At 35.8% G+C, this 20,121-nt stretch carries 16 protein-coding genes and 2 riboswitches; of the genes, 12 read left to right on the top strand and 4 right to left on the bottom strand.

Going from position 1 to position 20,121, the window contains the following annotated elements; translation table 11 throughout:
- The first annotated feature begins 434 nt into the window (after nt 1-434).
- The 7 genes from BCR23_RS07010 (at nt 435) to BCR23_RS06980 (ending at nt 8,643) form a co-directional block, all read left to right on the top strand.
- A complete protein-coding gene (locus BCR23_RS07010; RefSeq protein ID WP_069634778.1) occupies nt 435-881 on the top strand; it encodes a MarR family winged helix-turn-helix transcriptional regulator in 447 nt (148 codons plus the stop codon).
- Nucleotides 881-3,262, top strand: coding sequence for an ABC transporter ATP-binding protein (locus BCR23_RS07005; RefSeq protein WP_069634777.1), 2,382 nt, complete (start codon nt 881-883; stop codon nt 3,260-3,262). Before BCR23_RS07010 ends, BCR23_RS07005 begins: the two co-directional genes overlap by 1 nt.
- A 15-nt stretch (nt 3,263-3,277) precedes the next feature.
- Complete coding sequence (locus BCR23_RS07000) at nt 3,278-5,125, top strand: ABC transporter ATP-binding protein (RefSeq protein ID WP_069634776.1); 1,848 nt, start codon at nt 3,278-3,280, stop codon at nt 5,123-5,125.
- A gap of 153 nt (nt 5,126-5,278) precedes the next feature.
- Nucleotides 5,279-5,446: riboswitch (M-box (ykoK) riboswitch) on the top strand.
- Nucleotides 5,447-5,556: 110 nt separating this feature from the next.
- Complete coding sequence (locus tag BCR23_RS06995; RefSeq protein ID WP_240482533.1) at nt 5,557-6,228, top strand: phosphatase PAP2 family protein; 672 nt, start codon at nt 5,557-5,559, stop codon at nt 6,226-6,228.
- A 106-nt stretch (nt 6,229-6,334) separates the two neighbouring features.
- Complete coding sequence (locus BCR23_RS06990; RefSeq protein ID WP_069634774.1) at nt 6,335-7,306, top strand: diaminopimelate dehydrogenase; 972 nt, start codon at nt 6,335-6,337, stop codon at nt 7,304-7,306.
- 202 nt (nt 7,307-7,508) lie between these two features.
- Nucleotides 7,509-8,006: a hypothetical protein gene (locus BCR23_RS06985; protein ID WP_069634773.1), complete on the top strand. Its 498-nt coding sequence runs from the start codon at nt 7,509-7,511 to the stop codon at nt 8,004-8,006.
- A 175-nt stretch (nt 8,007-8,181) separates the two neighbouring features.
- Entirely contained in the window at nt 8,182-8,643 is a 462-nt protein-coding gene (locus BCR23_RS06980; protein ID WP_069634772.1) for a phage tail protein, read from the top strand.
- 136 nt (nt 8,644-8,779) lie between these two features.
- On the opposite strand, the gene BCR23_RS06975 is transcribed toward BCR23_RS06980, so the two are convergent.
- Entirely contained in the window at nt 8,780-9,877 is a 1,098-nt protein-coding gene (locus BCR23_RS06975; protein ID WP_069634771.1) for a zinc metalloprotease, read from the bottom strand.
- 159 nt (nt 9,878-10,036) lie between these two features.
- A riboswitch (TPP riboswitch) is annotated at nt 10,037-10,134 on the top strand.
- Between the two features lie 55 nt (nt 10,135-10,189).
- On the opposite strand from BCR23_RS06975, the gene thiT reads away from it, so the two are divergent.
- Both thiT and BCR23_RS06965 read left to right on the top strand, forming a co-directional pair.
- The gene (gene thiT / locus BCR23_RS06970; RefSeq protein WP_069634770.1) at nt 10,190-10,792 is read left to right on the top strand and encodes an energy-coupled thiamine transporter ThiT; all 603 of its coding nucleotides are present in this window, start codon (nt 10,190-10,192) and stop codon (nt 10,790-10,792) included.
- A gap of 475 nt (nt 10,793-11,267) precedes the next feature.
- Entirely contained in the window at nt 11,268-12,569 is a 1,302-nt protein-coding gene (locus BCR23_RS06965; protein ID WP_069634769.1) for an MFS transporter, read from the top strand.
- A 276-nt stretch (nt 12,570-12,845) separates the two neighbouring features.
- On the opposite strand, the gene BCR23_RS06960 is transcribed toward BCR23_RS06965, so the two are convergent.
- From BCR23_RS06960 to BCR23_RS06950, 3 genes are all read right to left on the bottom strand, one after another.
- Nucleotides 12,846-13,559, bottom strand: a complete 714-nt coding sequence (locus BCR23_RS06960) for a lipoprotein (protein WP_069634768.1) — start codon at nt 13,557-13,559, stop codon at nt 12,846-12,848.
- 244 nt (nt 13,560-13,803) lie between these two features.
- Nucleotides 13,804-14,262 (bottom strand): S-ribosylhomocysteine lyase, encoded by a 459-nt coding sequence (locus BCR23_RS06955; protein ID WP_069634767.1) that lies wholly within the window; start codon nt 14,260-14,262, stop codon nt 13,804-13,806.
- Between the two features lie 106 nt (nt 14,263-14,368).
- On the bottom strand, nt 14,369-16,015 hold the full coding sequence (locus BCR23_RS06950; RefSeq protein ID WP_069634766.1) for an alpha-keto acid decarboxylase family protein: 1,647 nt from the start codon (nt 16,013-16,015) through the stop codon (nt 14,369-14,371).
- A gap of 236 nt (nt 16,016-16,251) precedes the next feature.
- On the opposite strand from BCR23_RS06950, the gene BCR23_RS06945 reads away from it, so the two are divergent.
- The 3 genes from BCR23_RS06945 (at nt 16,252) to BCR23_RS06935 (ending at nt 20,089) form a co-directional block, all read left to right on the top strand.
- Entirely contained in the window at nt 16,252-17,316 is a 1,065-nt protein-coding gene (locus BCR23_RS06945) for an aspartate-semialdehyde dehydrogenase (RefSeq protein WP_069634765.1), read from the top strand.
- Between the two features lie 180 nt (nt 17,317-17,496).
- Entirely contained in the window at nt 17,497-18,369 is an 873-nt protein-coding gene (gene dapA, locus BCR23_RS06940; RefSeq protein ID WP_069634764.1) for a 4-hydroxy-tetrahydrodipicolinate synthase, read from the top strand.
- Nucleotides 18,370-18,400: 31 nt separating this feature from the next.
- A complete protein-coding gene (locus tag BCR23_RS06935) occupies nt 18,401-20,089 on the top strand; it encodes a ribonuclease J (RefSeq protein ID WP_069634763.1) in 1,689 nt (562 codons plus the stop codon).
- Nucleotides 20,090-20,121 lie beyond the last annotated feature (32 nt).

The following is a 20,121-nucleotide window of genomic DNA, read 5'->3' as shown; positions in this document are numbered from 1 at the left end:
ACTATCAAAAAATAAAAAAGACAAGCGAAAATCGTTAAAAAGATTTTCACTTGTCTTTTTTAGGTGAGTTTGAAAGTTAGAAGAGAGAGTCTGTTGAGGATAAAGAGTTAAACACTTTGTATGAATACTCTCAATTAAACTGTAAATGGTATGATATTGTTTCTATATCAATGCTGAAATCTATAGGAAGAATGACTGTAATTATTTAGTTAGACACTGTGTCCAAGCTCAGGTCGTCTCTCGGAAAATTAATTTCTTTTAAATAAAATCACAACACTTTTTTCTTATTTTTAAATAAAAACGTATTCATCAATAATTTTAAACTAACTTTATTGACAATAAATGCTATTTGCGTTAATATCAAACAGTATTAATTACTAACACTATTAGCTATTAATGGTGGAAGCAATTATTTTGAACAAAGGAGGAGTCATATGTCATTTGCAGAAGAGGCCGAACAAGAGCTTATGCGTCTAATGGTTCAAAATCGGCATAGCGCATTCAGTAGATTAGAAAAGAGCAATCAAGGTGAAAGCATTGTCATCAAGTTTCTTTATCGCTATGGTGAACCAACCAGCCCAAAGCATCTCGCAGAATCCCTTAATTTATCTAGTGCTCGCATTGCAGTCGTTTTAGGTAGTTTAGAAAAAAAAGGTCAAATCGAACGTACGATGGATCCGAATGATCGTCGCCGCATTAATGTTACTTTAACTGAATGTGGAAAGAAAGCAGCGAAGCTTCAAAAGAAAGAAATGCGCGATAAGATTGTTCAAATTTTTAAACACATGGGAGAAAAAGACACCAAACAGTTTATCGACCTGACTGCTAAATTCGTAGACTACTCCCAAAAAATATCCCTTAAAGAGGAAGGTGACCAATAGTGAAGATTTTCAAATATCTCGGCAAATACTGGTATGCGGTCATCGCAGTTCTTGTGCTCTTAGTCGTACAGGCAAATAGTGATTTAAGCTTACCAAACTTGACATCAGGTATTGTCGATGTCGGTATTCAACAAGGAGGGCTTGAATACTCCACTCCTGAAAAAATCAGAAAAACAACTCTTCAAGGAATTGAAATGTTCATGACCGATGATGAGAAAAAAATAGTTGAAGATAACTATAAACAAGCAACAGAAAAGATTGATGGAAAAGATGTTGAAGTGTACAAATTGAACCTTCAAGGTGATATGACAGAAGCTAAACTAGCAGATATTTTTAATCTACCAATGATGATGCTAGCATCATCTCAATCAAAAGATTCATCGAGTGGAAGTGAAGCAAAATCAATTATTGAAGACTATAAAACGATTGGAGCAGATGCTGCCAAAGCGAAACAACTTGGCGAAGAAGCAACAGCTTTAGGTGAACAAGCAAAGGCCTCTGGTGAAGCGGCTGCCTCTGCAACGGATATTGCTACTGCTACTAAAAAAGGTACAGAAGCCCAAACGTTAGCTCAACAAGCCCAAGCAAAAGGTGAGGAAGCTAAAACTTTAGCTGATGAAATCAAAACAAAAACTGAAGCGATGCCAGCTAAAGTAGAAGCTGCTCGTAAAGCAACCAAAGAGAGTTTAGGCGACCTAGGTGCTGATTCGATGAAAACAGTGGGAATTCAATTAACACTGGCTGAATACAAAGCACTTGATATGAATACACAACAAATTCAAACAGACTATATGGTAAAAACAGGAACAAAAATGATCCTCTTAACCCTTGTTTCAGCTGTTGCTGCAATCATTGTTGGGTTAATTGCTTCATTAGTTGCTGCATCTGTGGCAAGAAATTTACGTGTGGGACAATATGAACGCACACTGCAATTTTCAAACACAGAAATGGAAAAATTCTCACCCGCTTCATTGATTACTCGTAATACCAATGATATTCAGCAAATGCAAATGGGTATCGTTATGATTATGCGTATCGTTTTATATGCACCAATTTTAGGTATAGGTGGAATTTACAATGTTTATAAAACTGGAACCGGCATGGGATGGATTGTTGGCGTTGCTGTTGCCGCTGTTTTAGTTTTAGTTATGACATTACTGTTAACAACAATGCCTAAATTTAAAGCATTGCAAAACTTGGTTGATAGAGTGAATTTGGTTTCTCGTGAAATAATTACCGGTCTACCAGTTATCCGTGCGTTTTCTCGTGAAAAATTTGAAGAAAAACGTTTTGATACAGCCAATACCAATTTAATGAAAACTCAATTATTTGTTAACCGTGCGATGTCTATTATGATGCCAATTATGATGTTGATGATGAATGGTATCTCTGTCTTGATCGTTTGGGTCGGGGGACATAATATGAACAATGGTCAACTTCAAGTTGGGGATATGATGGCCTTTATCACATACACAATGATGATTGTTATGGCCTTTATGATGTTGTCAATGGTTTCAATTATCTTACCTCGTGCCAACGTTGCCGCTGGTCGGGTAGAAGAGGTTCTTGAAACAGTTCCAACAATCAAAGATCCAGAACAACCCAAAGATGATCATGACTTTAAAGGTGAAGTGAAATTTGAAGCAGTAGAATTCCGGTACAGCGATGCTGATGAGGATGTGCTGCATCATATTAACTTTGTGGCTAAACCAGGGCAAACAACAGCTTTAATTGGTTCAACTGGTTCAGGGAAATCAACGATCGTCAACTTGATTCCACGTCTTTTTGATGTAACCGGTGGACGTATTACCATTGACGGTATCGATATTCGTGAAATGAGTTTGCATAAATTACATGAAATTATTGGATTTGTACCGCAAAAAGGAATTTTATTCTCAGGGGATATTGCTTCCAATATTAAATTTGGTGATGCAGATATCTCAGATGAACAAATGAAAAAAGCGGCTAAAATTGCTCAAGCAGAAGAGTTTATTGATTCAAACGAAAAAGGCTACGACAGAGAAATTTCTCAAGGCGGTACGAATGTCTCTGGTGGACAAAAACAACGTCTATCCATTGCTCGTGCGTTAGCTAAAAATCCTAAAATATTAATTTTCGATGATTCCTTCTCAGCTCTTGATAACAAAACAGACGTTGCTTTGCGTAAAGCTTTATCTGAAAATATCAAAGGTGCGACACAAATCATTGTAGCCCAAAAAATCTCTACGATTCTTCATGCTGATAACATTATCGTATTAAATGAAGGTCGTGTAGTGGGACATGGAACACACGAAGAATTGATGCAATCATCAAAAGTCTATCAAGAAATTGCTCAGTCACAATTAAGCAATGATGAATTAGGCATAGAAGAAGCTGAGTAGGGAGGAGCGAATAGAATGTCAGAACAAAAACAAAATCGCCCTCGCGGCGGTCGTGGCGGCGGACCTGGACACATTGCTCCAGTAGAAAAAGCCAAAGATTTCAAAGGAACATTGAAAAAATTATTATCCTATCTTGGTGCATATAAAATCCCTGTTTTCTTTGTAGTAATCTTTGCAATTGTCTCAACTATTTTTAATATTTGGGGACCAAAAATCTTATCAAAAGCCATTACAGAATTATTTAATGGTTTAATCAAAAAATATCAAGGCACAGGTGGTATTGATTTTGAAAAAATTGGCGGCATCCTACTATTTATGCTAGGGCTTTACCTTGTAGCGTCTCTTTTTGGGATTATGCAAGGGTGGATTATGTCGACAATTTCTCAAAAAATCACCTATCGTATGCGGAAAGAAATATCAGAAAAAATCAACCGTATGCCGATGAACTATTTTGAAAGTCGCACAACAGGTGAAGTATTATCAAGGATCACTAACGACGTTGATACGCTTGGTCAATCATTAAACCAATCGATTACACAGTTGATTACATCGACTTTCACCATCATTGGAGTTATTGTAATGATGCTATCAATATCAGTACAGATGACAGGTATTGCAATTTTGATCGTACCGATTTCAATGATTTTAATTATGATTGTTGTCAAAAACTCACAAAAATATTTTAAAACACAACAAGAATACCTTGGAGTGATTAACGGTAAAGTAGAAGAAACAATCGGTGGATATAACATCGTACGTTTATTTAACGATGAAGACAACGCTTTGAAAGAATTTAAAGAACAAAACGATGTTTTATTTAAATCAGCGTGGAAATCACAATTTCTTTCTGGTTTGATGCAGCCGATTATGAACTTTGTTGGAAATTTAGGTTATGTAGCCGTTGCTATCTTTGGTGGAATCATGGCTTACAATGGTTCGATCACAGTTGGGGATATTCAAGCATTTATCCAATATGTTCGTAACTTAACGCAACCTATTGCTCAATTAGCTCAAGTATCTAATTTACTTCAATCAATGGCAGCCGCAGCGGAACGTGTCTTTGAATTTCTTGGTGAGGATGAAGAAGAACAAACTGTTGAAAATCCAGTTAAAATTGATAAAGCAAAAGGTATGGTAGACTTTGAACATGTTCGTTTTGGTTATACACCAGATAAAATCATTATCAATGATTTCAGTTCACATGTTGATCCTGGCCAAACAGTAGCGATCGTTGGACCAACTGGAGCGGGTAAAACAACCATGGTTAAATTATTGATGCGTTTTTATGATGTTACTTCTGGCGCTATTAAAATAGATGGTCACAATATTAAAGACTTTAACCGTGCAGATCTTCGTAAAAATATTGGAATGGTTTTACAAGAAACTTGGTTGTTTAAAGGAACCATCATGGAGAACCTTCGTTATGGTCGTTTAGATGCAACGGATGAAGAAGTATACGAAGCTGCGAAAGCTGCTCACGTTCATCACTTTATCCAAACATTACCTGGTGGCTATAATATGGAATTAAATGAAGAATCTTCCAATATTTCTCAAGGTCAAAAACAATTACTAACAATTGCTCGTGCGATTTTAGCTGATAAACCAATCTTGATCCTTGATGAAGCAACATCATCTGTTGATACACGAACAGAAGGATTGATTCAAGGAGCCATGAATAATTTAATGGCTGGGCGTACGTCATTTGTTATCGCACATCGTTTATCAACAATTAAAGATGCTGATAAAATTCTTTATATGCAAGATGGCGATATTAAAGAACAAGGAACACATGAAGAATTACTTGCTGAAGGTGGTTATTATGCATCACTTTACAATTCACAGTTTGAAGAAGTAGAGGATTAAAATAGGCATCAACGTAAATTAGGAAATACATTAAAAAGAGGGGCTCATCAAAAGTTTTTTGACGAGTCCCTTTTTTCTTTTAATTTAAGAAAGAATAAAGAGAAATAAAAAAACTTGAAAAAAAAATGATCAAAGGGTACGATTTATAAAAATAAATAAACTTGTTAGGTGAGGCTCCTATACAAACATAAGCTATTGCGCAGAAACGTCGAAAGACGCCAATGTGTAAAACAGGAATTGTCGAATTAAGGCTTTTCATAAAATAGCTAAGAAATGTTCTTTACGTTGTATAGTGCTAAAACTCAGACGATGAGATTGATTGGAAGTCAAACGTCTTAGGAAAAAACGGTTTGGCTTTTTTCTGTTGAGATGATGAAATGACATCTTCGCCTTCACAAGTATAATGAATTAGGAATGAAAGGATGTCTACATTGAAAGAAAAAAAATTCACCCCTGCTATTTTAAGTATCCTGCTTTTTTCAATACTTACTTTTTTAGTTGTTACTAATGCTTCGTGGTTTATTCAGTTCGATTCGTTTATTTATCAGTTTAGTTGGAAACCTAGTGAGGTGATCACTGCTTTGGTGAACCTATTTGCCAAAACAGCTACGATCGTTCCGGTTTTTATTCTGAGTTTGATTATTTCTTTTGCACTTTGGCGAAAGAATTATAAGGTGTTAGCATTTTGGATGAGTAGTAATGTTTTGGTTGTTAGTGCCTTAGGTTTCATACTGAAACAATCTGTTGCACGGACAAGGCCGAATGTAGAGCAACTGGCTGAAAAGACTTCCTATAGTTTCCCTAGCGGTCATTCTTTATTAGCAATGTGTCTAGCATGTTCAATAATGTTAGTGATTCAAACAATTTATTCAACTGATCCAAAAAAATATCAATATGTAAAAATAGGCTTAGTTGTTTATGTAGCGTTGATTGGTTTAGGTCGAATTTATTTAAGAGTTCATTATCCTAGTGATGTGCTTGGAGGGTTTTTATTAAGTTTTGCTTGGGTAAATCTTTCATATGCGTTACTTCAAAAAATGGCTATTCATGGAAATTTCTCAATGTTAAACGTTTTTAAAGATGATCAAGATAGTAATCGTTAAACCAAAAGAAGAATTTTTACAAAATGGTCTGCTTATGTAACTTCCAATTGTCAAATGACTTTTCCATTTGGTATAATTTGAGACATAGAAGTGGAGGAATGTAAGTATGATAAAAGTAGCAATTATCGGGTATGGGAACCTAGGTCGGGGCGTTGAGCGTGCTATCAAACAAAATCAAGATATGGTGTTAGTAGGTATCTTTACAAGAAGAGCACCAGAAACAGTTGAAACAGAAGGTGGACAAGCATTCACAATGGATCAACTTAAGTCTAAAAAAAATGAGATCGATGTTTGTATTTTATGTGGCGGATCAGCGACAGATTTACCAACGCAAACGCCAGAATGGACGCATTTATTTAATACAATAGATAGTTTCGATACGCATGCCAAAATTCCAGAGCATTTTGCTAAAGTGGATCAAGTGGCTAAGGAAAACCAAACGACCTCAATTATCTCAACGGGATGGGACCCTGGGTTGTTTAGCTTGAATCGGTTGTATGCACAAAGTATTTTACCGGATGGTGAGACCAACACCTTTTGGGGGAAAGGCGTTAGCCAAGGGCATTCGGATGCCTTAAGACGAATTGATGGTGTGGTAGATGCAGTTCAATACACGATTCCAAACAATGAAGTGATTGAGAAACTCAAAGCAGGTGAAACACTACAGTTGACGACTCGTGATAAGCATTTTAGAGAATGTTTTGTTGTTCTAGAAGACGAGAGAGATTCACAGAGAATTCGTGAAGAAATCATTTCTATGCCAAATTATTTTGCTGATTATGACACGGAAGTTCACTTTATTTCTCAAGCTGAGTTAAATCAAAACCATAAAGCAATGCCTCATGGTGGAACAGTTCTTCATACTGGTACAACCCATGAAAATACGAAACAAGTGATTGAATATAAGTTACAATTGGAAAGTAATCCAGAATTTACGGCAAGCGTGTTAGTGGCTTATGCTAGAGCTTGTGTCCGTTTGGCTAAGGAAAAACAATTTGGCGCGTATACAGTTTTGGATATTGCACCTAAGTATTTATCTGACCGTACGGATGAAGAATTGAGAAAAGAATTATTATAAAAGGTCAATAAATGAGCGAATGTCTATAATGACATTCGCTTTTTATGTTTAAAGAAAGATAATTTTTATTTTAATGAATATAATACAGACAAAAAGCTCTTTTTTTTGTTTAAAAAGAACAATTATGAACTTCTGTTTATGAAAAAATAATTTATAATTAAATTGTAACGAACTTCACAAAGAGAAAGAAGGAAGGTAAAAAATGAAAGTAAAAAAAAGAATAGGTGTTTTAGCACTGTTATGCAGCTTACTAGCTGTTGCATTATACTTTGGAGAAAATGCTGAAGCATCTCCTCCAACTGGAAGTAAAGTAAAAATGAGTGCTTATACAATGGATGGATATTTTAAAGGAAATTTTAGAGGAACCCTTGAGACTGGGAATTGGGAATACGCTGTTCTAGGTACAAGTAGTGATGGTGTTTATTTAGAGCATAAAGGATTGAACATCTATACTATAAGATCTGCTAATCCTTATACAAAAGGCTACGATTACTGGAATTTTAGTTCTAGAGGGTATATTTACTTAGATAAGAAGAGCAACGCAACGCCATTTGTAATCAACAAACGAAGTGATGGTTATTTTTATATATTCCATAATGGCGTTCCTCTGAATACTTTTTTCTGGGGTGGGGGTATATTGAGTTACATTACGTTGGGTGAAGCTAGCGGTTATGACCAAACAAAATGGAAATTTCAATAATAATTGAATACGTTATATTCAAACAGTGAAAAAAATTTAGGTTCATATAGACACTCCTTTCTAGTTGTTATGAAAGAAGTGTTTTTTTTTTGTAGAAAATCGAAATACACTTTAGTTGTCAATGAATAGATCATTACTTATAATAACCATAAATCAAAAGAAAAGAGGAGTTCAAATGTCTTATAAAGTAGATTTCAAGAACGTTTCAACAGTTGGATTTGAAAGCTCTCCAGTTGCCGAAGCAATGGCAGGTTTACGTGCGAATGAAGCTCGTTATTATTGGAATAAATACAAACATGAATTTGTAACGGTGCCAACAAGTGAAGCTCCCGAAACTTTAGCTTGGATTGAAGAGATTTTAGCTGAGCGAGACATGAAATTCCCATATAAACCATTAGAAGTATCAAGCTTTGAAGTGGATGGAATCAAGATGGCGTATGTTTTTTATGAAAATGGTTTGGCTGTCAATGTGATGTATACACTTGAAGAAGGTGGGAAACGTGCAGTAGGGTTTAAACTTTCTGACGGTATGGAAATCCCAGTTGAATTTGAAGGAAAGTTCAAATTTGCTCGTCAAAAATCTAAGTTGGCAGGAACTATTCGCGGCTCGTTTTTTGTTATTAAAGGTGAGTATTAGAAAACTTATACAAAAAGAGATTTGAACAAAGTATTTAGTTCCACGAAATAAGAAAGAATTCACGAAAATTGGAAGAACAATTTTCGTGAATTCTTTCTTATTTTCTAGGTGTTACTTTTTTATCATTGTTTTTTATTTATAATTTAGTTTGAACGTCATATTCTAGTAAAATTTGTTCCTGTAGCCAGTCATTCAAGGTCATTTCAGCTTTTGCATCACCTGAATTGGGAGCTTTGTCTACTAAATTTTTCCCAACCTTTAAGTATTCCAAAGCCTTTTTAAGATCGTGTTCTATAAAGTAGTAATAAGAGGCCTTTATTCGTTTATTTCCCATCAAGGGCTGTTTCAAACTAAGCTGTACTTTTTTGTCAGACCACAATTGAGAAATACGTTCATCTTCTGGTTTGGTAATAGCAAGCGAAAAAAGTAGTTCTTTTTTCACTTCAATTTGATACGGAGGTGGTAAAAGGTCCAGTTGATCCCACAAGGCTTCGATCTGATCATTTAAATGCCTCCAATCATGTTTTTCTGAAAAACGAGCGAGTCTTAAAAAGTATTGATAATCATTGAGATAGGTTTGTTTAGTGTTGGTAGTAGCTACCTGAAAAAAATTTTCAGGTAGGTCAAGATATGTTTTTCCCTGATTTAATTGGTAGTTTGTTTCAAATTGTACATAGAGCAAATATTGTTGTTCTTCACTAGAAGATGCAATTTTTAAAGTCATACCATCATTAAATCCTATAGGAAAGCCATTTGTTATCACAATAAACATGCCTGTAATAAAAAAGGCAGCAGCTATCATGGAATCAGGCAAAAAAAGCATACCAACAATACTGCTAGTAATTAAATTCGCTAGAACGCCACCTAGTAAGTATAGGCGAAAAGGGAATTTTCCTTTCACATATGGAGGTGGTGCCATTAAACATTGTCCCAATGTTCCTGGGACTTTAAAACGTCGAAGCACAACCTTCCCATCTTTTTGCCAAATCCACATAAATGAAAAAATCCGATAACTAACCATTTTATAGCCAGATAGTTTCCCAAAAATACCGTGGCCTGCTTCGTGGATAATAACGTGGAGATTAAAAGAAACAAGCAATGCGAACAGAAAAATTACTGCATCCCAGATTGATAATCTATTACTTCCAATCAGATAGCTGCCAGAATAACCGATGACTCCTCCAAATAGTGCCATAATCAAAATAGAAGCAACTTTCTTTACACTTTTTTTCATAATACACCTCCTTTTATCCTTTTATTTTACCTTAAATAGATAAGCAAAACGATGGGCATTCGAGTATTAACCAAAAATTTATTTCTTTACTTTTAACAATCATCATGTTACGATTCCAGTGTTGTCAGTAAAATGAGAACAACTAAAAATTAAATAGAACCCATCACAAAGGGGAGCCTTGGCTGAGAATGAGTACAACTCTAAACCCTTCGAACCTGTTCGTTAATACGAGCGTAGGAATTGTGATGGAGTAAAATAGATACTTTTACTCCTCCTTTGTGAATTGGTCGTTCTACAAGGAGGAGTTTTTGTATGCAAAGAAAAGCAGAGTTGCAAATTTGGATTGAAGGAACGATCGTTGCGGCGATCGCAATGGTTTTGTCTTTTATTCCAACCAATATCGGCAGTAGTTTTTCGGTTTCATTGGGAATGATCCCCATCACTCTTTATGCATTACGAAGAGGGGCGAAGGCAGGATTTTTTTCAGCATTTATTTGGGGCTTACTCCATTTTCCAGCGGCCCAAGTTTACTATTTAACGCCAATTCAAGTGATCATTGAATATATTTTGGCTTTTGGTTTTGCAGGTTTTGCAGGAGTGTACAGTGATAAGCTACAACAAGCCGTCCGAAATAAAGAGTATGTAAAAAGTAGTCGAATTATTATTTATGCGTCATTTTTCGGTACACTTATGCGTTACTTTTGGCACTTTATCGCAGGGGTTATTTTCTGGGGAAGTTTTGCTCTTTGGGGGATGAATCCATGGCTGTTTTCATTTGTGATGAACGGGGTTAGTGGCGTTGCAACAGCAATAGCAACATCAGTTGTGTTACTATTACTTCTTAAAATAAATCCTAATTTATTTATTCCTACAAAGATGTCACGAATGAGCCAACATAATAATGGCGTTGAATAATACTATTCTAAAGTAGAGATAGATAAGTGATCTGGGCTAAAACGTACATTGTTTTAGCTCTTTTTTATTTTGTTAATAAAAGATATTTTTTGAAAGCTACAGGAGATTTTTTTATACTGTTCAGATGAGGAGGTGAGGGTATGGGAAGGTTAGCTATTCAGAGCTTTCATCGTTAATGAGAGACAAATACACTAGCTAAAATCTTGCGTAAGAAACGTAATTATCTTCATAATTAATTATTGCTAAAAAAAAATAAATCAATTATTTGTTTGAAAAGAACACGTCAGTTAAAATCAACCTATAGGAAAATAACAAAGAGAGGAAGTAGTACATGATTTATCTGATGAAGGCAACTATTGATTCGATCCGTTTGAAAAAAAGATAAATTTTTCTGATTTTGGACAAGCGCTTCAAAATTAGGAAGGATTATTATGACTAAAATTGAATAATAATTAATCAGCCGAGGAGTGTTTTTATGTCTAAAAATTCAACTGTATTTAAACCTACTCAATGGAAAAGAAATTTTTACCTGTTTTTGACAGGACAATTTTTATCGGGAATCACAAGTATGGCCGTACAGTATTCTATTATTTGGTATCTGACAAAGACAACGGGTTCAGCGACTGTTTTGAGCTTAGCCATGCTTTTGGGAATGCTGCCGATGGTTCTGCTGAGTCCGTTTGCAGGTCCTATTATTGACCGTTGGAATAAGAAGGTCTTATTAATTGTAACAGATGTCATTGTGGCTATTTTCGCATTAATATTATCAATTGTCGGAACGATTTCATCCGATTTTCCATTGTGGCTAGTATTTATCTCATTATTGGTTCGTTCAATTGCACAAACTTTTCAAATGCCGACGATCCAGTCAATATTGCCTACAATGGTACCAGAAGATGAGTTGACGAAGGTCAATGGACAATTTAGTATGGTTCAATCGGCTAACTTTATAATTGCTCCAGCGATGGGTGCAGTGCTCTATTCTATGATTCCAATGAATTTCCTCATTTTGTTGGATGTTCTTGGGGCGTTCTTAGGTGTTGGGCTATTAATTATAGTCACGATTCCAAAGATTACCTCAGAAGGGGAGCCAATCCATCTTTTAGAAGATACTAAGTTCGGGTTTAACAAGTTATTTGAAAATAAAGGTCTTTGGTATATCACTATTGTTGGAGCCATCTTTATGTTGCTGTTTATGCCTGCGGCTAGTTTATATCCTCTGATGACTATGAATTACTTTAATGGAACTGTTGGCCAAGCCGGACTGGTCGAAGTGATTTATTCTGTGGGAATGTTGCTAGGTGGTGCTGTGATCGGGATTTTTGGAAAATGGAAAAATCGTATGAATCTAATCTTTTTTGCTTATTTCGTGATTGGTGTAACAATTGGATTAAGTGGTTTGCTGCCGGCAACAAACAGAGGATTTATCTATTTTGTGGGGCTAAATTTAATTGCAGGTTTTGCAACACCTTATTTCAATACTTTATTGATGGCGATGATTCAACAAAGTTATGAACCGAATGTTCTAGGACGAGTACTTGGTGTGTTGAATTCGTTGATGAGTGTTACAGGACCAGTGGGTTTGCTTTTTGCAGGACCGTTAGCGGATAAAATTGGTGTGGAGAAAATGTTTGTGATTGCAGGTATTGGTGCGTTAGTATGTGGTGTGATCAACTTTCTAATTCCAGTGGCGAGAAATTATGACAAGGAATTGCAAAAGAAATTAAGGGAAGAAAAAGAGCAAAACAGTGAAAATTTAGACAATACAACTATTTAACACTAACATTGGGATGCAAAAGAAAAAAAGCAAGCCAAGATTATTAGGAAAATAAAAAACGATCAGGCATACCCCTCATCGTTTTCAATAGATATGATTACAGTAAATATGCTCGTACTTTCTTTGGTACTAGTTACCGACAACTTGTACTGGTAGTCAAGGCTGTCTTTATAGACCACATGGATTTGGTTTCCACCAGATGATTGAGGTGCCAAGGTTTAATTACGTGTGACGTAGCTTTGCGAACTTATCTGAGTTCGTGAAGTTTTTTTTCTATTAGTTAGTGTCTTTATCTACTAATGTAAACCTATTTTTAAACATAAGTTGAGAGTGTCCAATCAATTCATTGGTCTGATCATATCTAAACGTAAGATAAGGGACCTTCTTTGCTATGCTAGCTGTTTTCGTCTGAATATCATGACCTAAAGTATCCATTGCTCGTTTTTTTTCTCCGTTTTTTCCATACTTTAAATCAAGTGGAAGTGTAACCTTCAAGGTCAGGTAATTATCAAAGGTAGGTTTTATATTGATGATTTGTCCATTAGAATCAGCCACGATTTCTTCCAAAAGAGTAGGCATCTTGTCTTTGATATCTTGAGAAAGTTGTTCTTTTTCTTCTTTTTTTGCGATATATTTGCTGTAGTCTAAAGTGAATGTTTGTTTGATAGATGTGGTGTTTTTTGCACCTGGAAAGGGTACAAATGTCATATCAATCGTTTCTGGAAAATTTTTGTCATACAGAGCCATTATTTTGAATTTGTTGTCTTTAACAAAAATAGAACGGTTATGATTATTGTATTTCAAATCGAAATTTGATTCAGCTGTTCCAGTTAAAGTGAAACTACCGTATTCATTTGCTTCAATATCGGTTGTGTCAAATGTGATCCAAGGTTTTTCAGGTTCTTTTTTCTCTTCTTTCTCTTCACTTTTAGCAGATGAACATCCAGCTAATAATAAAAGACTTAATAATATGAATAGATACTTTTTCATTTTACTCCTAGTTCCTTCCATAACTCATTGTGGTCAATTATCAGTATAATAGCATAAAAAAATTAGAAAATGAATGCGTTCAAGACTGCTTAACATGAATTTCACCTTAATCTATTGAAATAGTATTGTGGCTTAATTTACATATGTGACTTTAAATAGTTTGGTGGTAAAAAAATAAAAACTAGAGAGTAAGAATCGAAGCATCTTCTTACCTACTAGTTTTTTGTTTTTTATTAAATCGTCTTTACATCACTCGCTCAAAAGGATCCAAACTAATCCCTTTCTCTAAAACAATCTTCGCATATTCCTGAGCTGAAAATAAAGAATGATCTTTATAATTCCCACATTCTTTTGCTGAAACGGCTGGAACAAAATCAGTCTCAACGATAAAGTTCAATACCGTAACCAAGGCATCACGAATTTCTTTTGGTGAGTGTTCATTCCACATAATCATATAAAATCCAGTACGGCAACCCATTGGAGAAATATCAATGATTCCTTCTAAGTGATCACGTAAGTTTACTGCTAGTAAATGCTCTAATGTATGAACTGCAGCTGTTGGCAATTCATCTTCATTTGGTTGCAAGAAACGTAGGTCGTATTTTTCAATCAATGCTTCACCATTTTTTTCAGTACCCGCTAAACGAATATAAGGGGCCTTTACTGTATTGTGATTTAATTCAAAACTTTCAACACGTGCCATCTAATTCACTCCTTCAAATTAAGTAAATGTCGCTTTTAACTATAACAAAACACCTGTTAAAGTCAATAGATTCCAATGATGTTGAAATGTAACAACCTCTTAGATACTAAGAATTTTGTTTTGCAAAATTCTTGGCTAGTTTTTTTAATAAGTCAGGTGCATCTTCTTGATCCATCACAACCTCGATCCATTGTAATCGTTGGGTATCTTTTCTAGCAGCTTTCATGGCATTATCAAGTTCAATTTCTGTTGTAACTTTGTATGTTGCAACACTGTCCTTGGTCCCGCCAAATACCAATGGCAGATGTTGATAATCCCACATTGGAATATCGTTGTATGGCTCTGTGGCACCATGAATTTCTCGTTCTACAGTATAGCCATTGTTATTAATGACAAAAACGATAGGAGTTAGTCCTTCACGTAAGGCAGTTCCTAATTCTTGAACCGTTAATTGCAATGAACCGTCTCCGATAAATAATAGATGGCGGCTAGCTTTATTGGCCATTTGGCTACCTAAGGCAGAAGGGAAGGTGTAACCGATTGATCCCCATAAAGGTTGACCGATAAAATGCATCGCCTTTTTTAATGGAACATTTGTTAGCCCAAAGAAAGAAGTTCCTTGTTCACCAACCACCGTATCACCTTGGATAAGGAAAGTTTCAACCATTTCCCAGAAATGTTTTTGGGTCAGTTTTTCAGTTGTATTTTCTCCGTTTGATAATCGTTTTAGAGGGTTGATTTCGCCAATAAAACCAGAATAATTGATTGTTTTTAGTGCGGGGATAAAACGATCTAGTTGGATACCCGCTTGTTTTTCTCCATGAATGGAAATTTCTGTACTTCCAATAGAAAGGATTTGCTTATCTGTAAAGCCAAAACTAAAACCAGAAGTTGCTGAATCTGTTAATTTTGCGCCTAAAAGCAGAACTAAATCCGCTTCATCTACTCGGCTTTTCAATGGTTCTGTTGTAGGAGAACCAGAATAAGTGCCTAAATAATGCGGATCTTCTTCGTTGAAGGCTCCTTTTCCAAAAGGTAAAGTTGTTACTGGAAGGTTGTATTTTTGAATAAAGTTATCTAAATGTTTTTCAAGATGGTAACTTAAAATTTCATGACCCGCAATGATAACTGGATTAACTGAATTTGTTAAAGCTTTTTCTACGATGTCTAAAAGTTCTGATTCAGTATTCGTTAGCTCTTTTTGTTCAGTTAGTAAAGGTGTATTGGGTTTAGATACTTTGATTTCTGCTACATCAATCGGCAAATTAAGATAAACAGGGCGTTTTTGAGTCATGGCGATTGTCAATACACGATCAATTTCTGTTAGAGCATTTTCGACTGTTAAGTGAGCGATTGCAGCGGTCACTTTTTCATGCATCTTTTCAAAGTGTGAAAAGTCACCGTCTCCTAATGTATGATGAACAAGCTTTTTGCCTTCTTGAACAGTTGTTGTTGGTGAGCCGACGATTTCAATGACGGGCACATTTTCTGCGTAACTTCCCGCTAATCCATTGATCGCACTTAATTCACCAACGCCAAAAGTTGTGACAAAAGCTGAAACCCCTTTTGTTCGGGCATAACCATCTGCCATGTAAGCAGCATTTAACTCGTTAGCATTACCGATCCAGTTTAAATCATTTCGAGCGGTAATATGGTCTAAAAACTTCAAATTATAATCTCCAGGAACGCCAAAAATATCATCGATCCCTACTTCTTTTAAACGGTCTAGCAAATAATCTGCTACGGTGTACATTTAATCATCCTTCCAATGAAGCTAGCTAAAATAAGTTGCTAGGCTAGTATAAAACTGTAAAAACAATTAGTCGACTAAGTTGCATAGATCATAAGAACGACATTAAAGAATCATTTGAAACATGTTATCTTTTATTTTGATGAAAAATCGTTTTACTTCCTATGTAGTAAAAGCCAATATTATGGTAAAATAGAAAAAGCAACTTTCTTCAGGAATTTGAGAGGAGATTAATAAGTATGAAAAAAATGTATAATGTTGCCGTGGTAGGCGCAACGGGTGCTGTTGGCACAAAAATGATTGAGATGTTGGAAGAGACATCATTACCAATAAATCAGGTAAAACTTTTAGCTTCAAAACGTTCTGCGGGAAAAGAAGTAACGTTTAAAGGACAAACCCTTATAATCCAAGAGCTTGTGCCTGAATCTTTTGATGGTGTTGATATTGCGTTATTTAGCGCTGGCGGAAGCATCTCAAAACAATTTGCACCAGAAGCGGTCAAACGTGGGGCTGTTGTGGTTGATAATACAAGTCATTACAGAATGGATCCAGAGGTTCCATTAGTAGTTCCAGAAGTTAATCCAGAGGCCTTAAGGCGTCATAAAGGAATCATCGCAAATCCAAACTGTTCAACGATTCAAATGATGGTGGCTCTTGAACCGATTCGTAAAGTATACGGGTTAGATCGTTTGATTGTTTCAACTTATCAAGCAGTCAGCGGCGCTGGGATCAATGCTATGGAAGAGCTGAAATCACAAGCTTTAGCTTATATAAACGGTACGCCTGCTGAAGAGTTAGAAGCGGATATTTTACCTTGCGGTGGAGACAAGAAACATTTTCCAATTGCATTCAATGCATTACCGCAAATCGATGTATTTTCAGATGCTGATTACACTTATGAAGAGTGGAAAATGATCAATGAAACTAAAAAAATCATGGAAGACGACAGCATTAAAGTCGTTGCAACGTGTGTGCGGATTCCTGTTTTATCTGGTCATTCTGAATCAATTTATATTGAAGTTAAAGAAGATGGTTCTGATGTCAGCAAAATAAAACAATTGATCGCAGATGCTCCAGGGGCAGTTTTACAAGATGATCCAAGTCAACAACTTTACCCTCAAGCTTTAACAAGTATTGATCGTAAAGAGACGTTTGTCGGGAGAATTCGTCAAGATGTCGACATCGACAAAGGGTATCATATGTGGGTTGTTTCAGATAACCTATTAAAAGGTGCAGCTTGGAATTCCGTTCAAATTGCGGAAAAATTACATGAGATGGACTTGGTTACTTTGAAACATAGTTAATCGAATGAACTGATGTCAAAAAGTAGACGAGAAGTGTAAGGTTGTTACTGATACGATATTTAGCTACGCAGACTAGCTCTTCGGGAAAAAGATAAAATAGGGAGCCACAAACATATTTTCCTATTTTTCAGTCGAAACTGAACGAGCTTGCTATGCTTTTAAAATTAGGAGGTAGTAAGTATGATTTTAGAAAATGCAACGATTATCACAGCAATGGTCACACCTTTTAATGAAAGTGGCGCAATTGATTTTGCTAAGTTGCCTCAACTAGTGAAACATTTGCTTGATAATCATACTGAAGGGATTATTTTAGCGGGAACAACGGGAGAGTCACCTACATTGACTCATGATGAAGAAATCGAGTTGTTCAATGAGGTGATTCGCTTAGTCGACGGACGAGTGCCGATCATCTGTGGTGTAGGAACCAATGATACACGAGATTCTGTTGAATTTGTGAAGGAAATTTCAGCAATTAGAGGAATTGATGCAGGATTAGCAGTTGTTCCTTATTACAATAAACCAAATCAAGAAGGTTTGTATCAACATTTTAAAGCAATTGCTGAGGCAAGTGATTTGCCGATTATTTTATATAATGTACCAGGAAGAACCGTGGCAAGTCTTGATGTATCAACAAGTTTACGGTTAGCTGAACTGGATAATATCATTGCCATAAAAGAATGTTTTGGTTTAGATGCACTAACTGAGTTGGTAGAAAAGGCGCCAAAAGACTTTTTAGTGTATACTGGAGAAGATTCCTTAGCTTTTTCAAATAAAGCTATAGGAGGACAAGGGGTTATGTCAGTTGCCAGTCATGTATTTGGAACTGATATGCACGATATGTTTAAGGCACTTGATCAAGGTGAAATCAAAAAAGCAGCAAGTATTCAGCGTCAATTACTACCTAAAATGAATGCATTGTTTTCAGTGCCGTCTCCGGCACCTGTCAAAGCTGTGTTGAATCATCTAGGCATATCGGTTGGCGAATTACGTTTACCTCTTGTATCATGTACTTCTGAAGAAAAGGCGAAAATTTTAAGCATACTGGATCTTTGATTCGGTATGAGAATATAGAGAGGTGAAACTAGTGAGTACAATAAAAATCGTTCCCTTAGGCGGCGTTCGTGAAAATGGTAAAAATATGTATATCGCAGAAGTGGAAGATGAAATTTTTGTACTGGATTGTGGATTAAAATATCCAGAAAATGAACTATTAGGGATTGATGTAGTAATTCCCGATTTTACGTATTTGGAGGAAAATATTGACCGTGTTGCAGGAGTTTTCTTAACACATGGTCATGCCGATGCGATCGGAGCGTTACCATATCTTTTATCTAAAGTTCATGTACCAGTATTCGGTACTGAATTAACAATTGAGTTAGCAAAATTAAATGTAGGAGATCATGCAGCATCTAAAGATTTCAATGATTTTCATGTAGTCGATGCTCATACAGAAATTGACTTTGCTAATGCAACAATTAGTTTTTTCAGAACCACACATACGATTCCTGATTCTATCGGAGTCAATTTAAAAACCAAGGAAGGCAATATTGTTTATACAGGGGATTTCAAGTTTGATCAAAGTGCAATTCCTATGTATCAAACAGATTTTGGTCGTTTAGCTGAGATTGGCAGAGAAGGGGTTTTAACTTTATTGAGTGATTCTTCTAATGCTGAAAATCCAGCTCAAGTTGTTTCCGAACTTCAAATTGCTGATGAAGTATTTGATACGATTCGTTATTGGGAAGGTAGAATTATCGTGGCTTGTGTGGCAAGTAATTTACAACGTGTTCAACAAGTCTTGGACGCTGCCCATCGATCTGATCGGAAAATTGTTTTAACAGGTCAAGATTTCCAAAGAATCATCAATACAGCCATTAAGTTGGATAAATTAAAATTACCAAGTGAAGATTTGATTGTTAGTGTGAAAGATATGAAAAAATATCAACCAGAACAATTAATTGTTTTAGAAACAGGAACCATGGGTGAACCAATCAAGTCCTTACAAAAAATGGCGAATGGCACACATCGTGTCATCAAAATTAAAGAAGGCGACCTGGTTTATATCACAACAACACCAACAACTGCGATGGAAACAGCTGTAGCAAAAACAGAAGACATCGTCTATCGTGCAGGTGGTGTAGTTAAACAGATTTCCGATAATATGCGAGTTTCAGGACATGGAAGTCCAAATGATCTACAATTAATGTTAAACTTGATCAAACCAAAATATTTTATTCCTGTCCAAGGCGAGTATCGTCAATTAGCAGCTCATGCTGATTTGGCTCACGAACTAGGCATACCTTACAAAAATATTTTCATTACTGGTCGCGGTGATATTCTTGAATACAGCAAACAAAAAATGACGGTTGCTGGCAGCACAACGGCTGATAATATCATGATCGATGGAATTGGTGTTGGAGATATTGGTAATATCGTCCTTCGAGATCGTCGTATTTTATCTGAAGATGGTATTTTTGTAGCAGTAGTAACAATCAACCGTCGTGAAAAACGTATCGTTTCACCTGCTAAAATTACATCAAGAGGGTTTGTTTATGTAAAAACAAGTAAAGACTTGATGAAAGAAAGCAGCAATATCGTGACTGAGATCGTTGAGAAACATCTTGAAAGCAGCGATTTTGAGTGGAGTAAATTAAAACAAGACATTCGTGAACAGCTTAGCCGTTACTTGTTTGAACAAACAAAACGCCGTCCAGTAATTCTTCCAGTGATTATGGAAGCAACACAGCGTAAAGGACGTAAAGCAGCGAATTAAGATATAAAAAGATCACTCAGTCAGTTAGTTAG

This window comes from Enterococcus quebecensis (genome assembly GCF_001730365.1).
Classification (GTDB): domain Bacteria; phylum Bacillota; class Bacilli; order Lactobacillales; family Enterococcaceae; genus Enterococcus_L; species Enterococcus_L quebecensis.
Note: the sequence above shows the minus strand (reverse complement) of the source record. Positions and strands in the feature narration are given on the sequence as shown.